Source organism: bacterium, from assembly GCA_040757115.1.
GTDB lineage: Bacteria > UBA9089 > CG2-30-40-21 > CG2-30-40-21 > SBAY01 > JBFLXS01.
Genome location: JBFLYA010000317.1, coordinates 1 through 3,713, shown reverse-complemented (window position 1 = coordinate 3,713; position 3,713 = coordinate 1). Strand labels below are relative to the sequence as shown.

Annotated in this window: 2 protein-coding genes; both read right to left on the bottom strand. The window is 39.2% G+C overall.

The window, feature by feature from the left end; all coding sequences use genetic code 11:
- A partial coding sequence (locus tag AB1422_17790; protein ID MEW6621156.1) for a hypothetical protein occupies positions 1 to 1,846 on the bottom strand: 1,846 nt, incomplete at its 3' end.
- A complete protein-coding gene (locus tag AB1422_17785; protein ID MEW6621155.1) occupies positions 1,843 to 2,847 on the bottom strand; it encodes a class II fructose-bisphosphate aldolase in 1,005 nt (334 codons plus the stop codon). The genes AB1422_17785 and AB1422_17790, both read right to left, overlap by 4 nt.
- Positions 2,848 to 3,713: the final 866 nt, after the last annotated feature.

Genomic DNA, 3,713 nt, shown 5'->3' with positions numbered 1-3,713 from the left:
TGGTGATAATCCAGCCAATTTGTTCCATCAGTCCATCTTCATATTTTAACTTCACAATGTAATTTTCCCCTGCTGGCAGATTGACCTTTATCAAACCCATTTCATCCTGACTAACTTTTAATTGAATATTATCAATGGACGCCTTCCACAATGGATAATAGGAAATTTTGACCCCCAGTGTGATATTTTGTTTTGCCTCTAATACTCGAATGTGAATTTCATCCATTTTCCCTTTAATAATCACTGCTTTATTATAATCTAAAAGGGAATGTTTGTAGTTGGCAACATCAAAGAGATGAAACCTACCTATTTTTGTCCGTAATGGAAAATAGTCAGGATTGGCAAGAAAAAAAGAACGGACTTTATCCTCATATTTGCCAACAACAATTGTCGTAATATTCAACCGTGAACATATTTTATGTAGTCTTTGAACATCCACGCCTTCGTCATAGTTCATTCCAAAGATAGATTTATTATCAAATGCCTCAGCAAAATCTGTATTCTTATTTTGCTTACCACCATAATAAAGATAATTAGCCATTGGGGTATGAGCGGTTGGTATTCCTCCTATAATTTCCCTGCCAATAAAAACAGGGGTCAAAGCAAAAATATGGGTATGATATACCCCTTTCATCGGCCGGGATGAAGAGGTAAAAAGGATTCTACCTGGTGGTGAATCTTTTAAGGTATGGAAAATATTATTCATCTGGTAATATTTCTCAAAATTTTCATAATAGGTGATACTTCCATAACTATATGAACCTTTTGTTGGTGAATTCATAAAAGGAACAAGCAAAATGATAATCAGGCAAATAGAGGCAAGGGAATAAATAATTCTCCTTTTTAACCAAATTAATAACTGCTCTATTCCAACAGCCGATAAAAGCAGTATTGAGAAGAAAAAATTATCTTTTAGCCTTGAAGGCTCAAGTAATTCGAGGTGAAAAAAATAACTTCCCTGTATCACGATTAAAATAATTAGAGGTAAAAAGCCTAATCGTAGATGTTTTTTATGTAATCCTGCAAGGGAGATTAAATATAATAAACAAAAGGGTCGTAATTGTTTAATCCAGGTAAAAATATCGTCTGGAGAAAAGTCCCAGAGAACAGCCCGTCTAAGAAATTCCCGATGGGAAAATGCCGGTAATGACCAAAAACACGATATTCCAAAGGCTAAAACGAAGATAAGGAATAAAAGTCCGATAGATTTTTTAGAAGGTGTCCATAAAAGTATTATTGCCAGAATAGGCAACAAACAGCCCCAGGGATGGGTTAAAAGGCATAAACCTAATGTCAATCCTGTAAATATGGCATTTTTCAAGTTCCAGGATAAGGCAAAATACAAGATAAGGGGTGCCAGACCAACCGCCAGTCGCATATTTAAGAATCCAATAATCATTCCGCCTTCAACATCACCACCAATGGTCATATTGGAATAGAGCATCATTGCCAGTGCGCCCAGTAAGGCACTGATTCGACTCAAACCTATTTTCTTGTAAAATAAAAGGCTGGTAATTCCCGGTAAGTAATAGGCAAAGATAAGAAGGAGTTTATAGATTATTTCTATGGGTAGTTGATGGAAGGTAATCAAGTCAATTGCTGTTCCAAAGATGATAAAACCCGGTGGATACAAATATAAACTGGGCTCTCCACAATTTATGAAGGGATTCCAATAGATGAGTTTATGAAAGATAGGCAGATTTATCTTTAATGTATCCCACAGGTATTGAATCCTGATAGGGTGGTCATTAACGATATAAAAATCCCATTCTCCCCAGAATCCCATACAAAAACAGCCGATGAGTAAAATGAGTAAAACCGGTAAGATAAAAGATTTTTTATTCATTCACCTCTTATCGCCTTTAAAATTTCCTTACTATGTCCATTTGAGCCAAGAACTTCTATGTTTTTACGCTTAATCATCTCAACTAATTCTTCCCGTGCTGGGCCAAGGTATTTTCTGGGGTCAAATTCTTTTGGATTTTCAGCCAGGATTTTACGCACCATCGCCGTGACGACAAGCCGTCCATCCGTATCGATATTGATTTTACAGACCGCACTTTTAGCGGCTCGGCGTAATTGGTCTTCCGGGACACCAATAGCCCCAGATAGGTTACCACCATATTGATTAACTATCTCCACATACTTTTGTAAGACAGAGCTGGCACCGTGTAAAACGATTGGAAAACCAGGCAATCGCTTTTCAACCTCTTCAAGTATATCAAATCGTAAAGGTGGTATCGATTCACCAGGTTTGGGTTTGAATTTATATGCCCCGTGACTTGTCCCAATAGCAATAGCCAGAGAATCAACACCAGTCCGAGAAACAAAATCTTCTACTTGTTCAGGATGGGTATAGGTAGTTTTTTCTGCCTTTACTTCTTCTTCAATCCCGGCTAAAATTCCAAGTTCACCTTCAACTACCACATCTTTAGAGTGGGCATATTCTACGACCTGCCTGGTCAAAGCGATATTTTGTTCATAAGGATGATGTGAGCCATCAATCATTACTGAACTAAATCCAGTATCAATACAAGATTTACACAGCTCAAAGGTATCACCATGGTCAAGATGTAAGGTAATTGGGATTTCATTGCCACCCTCCTTAACCATCTCGACCACTCCCAGAGCCATATAACGGAGTAAAGTTGAATTAGCATATTCACGGGCACCTTTGGATACCTGCAAAATGACTGGTGAATCCGTCTCAACACACCCACGAATGACCGCTTGCAATTGCTCCATATTATTGAAATTATATCCTGGCACAGCAAAACCTTTCTCTATCGCCACCTTAAACATTTCTCTGGTTGTTACCAACCCAAGTTCTTTATAACTAACACTCATTGGTTTTTACCTCCTTTCGCCTGAAAATCGGGACTCGGGACTCGGGGTTCGGGACTCGGGAAGGCTGGCAGCCACAGGCTTTAGCCTGCGTTGCTCGACTTCAGCATCCCGCCCGCATATTCCCCCTTAACAAAGGGGGTTAGGGGGTTGTTCCCCTCTTGAGAGCTTATCGTTACCCACAAGTCCAAATATAGTCAATTGACAATTATCAATTAGCCATTATCAATTCACAATTAATATTTGATGTTGACAAAATTAACAAATAATGGTCAATTGTTAATTGTAAATTGTCAATTGTTAATTATATCAATTCTATAAAGTTTTTGCCTTTTTGTCAACACGAATGCACACGAATAAGAAGCAAATATTCCCCCTTAACAAAGGGGGTTAGGGGGTTATATTCCCCTCTTGAGAGGGGTTAGGGGTGTGTTTTTCTCTGCGTCTCTGCGGTGAACGGTTACATATTTTTTATCCGCGAAATATCCGCAACATCCGCGTCATCAGCGTGCTATTCTCCTGAAAATCGGGACTCGGGACTCGGGATTCGGGAAGGCTGGTAGCCGCAGGCTTCAGCCTGATTTCACTTGAACCATTAAACCATCAAACTATCAAACCCATTTTCATCCCCGTTTGTGCCCACTCCCCGTGTAGATGGCTTCTGGGGGCAGACCTCGCAAGGTCTGCCCCACCATCTTTCTCAAATTCCCATTCCTTTATGGCACTATGACTACTACAGAGTCATAATACAGACTATCAAAATCTATCACACCATTCATATTTATATCCACTCCAAAGTAGATAGTGTAAGTCCCTGAAGGTAGAGGTGTGTTCAAGGTATTAAATGGAGGAGTCAGGTTAAATAAAGG

What these genes read in the sequence shown, in the direction of transcription:
- AB1422_17785 (MEW6621155.1), bottom strand. Translation starts at nt 2,847, where the DNA reads ATGAGTGTTAGTTATAAAGAACTTGGGTTGGTAACAACCAGAGAAATG.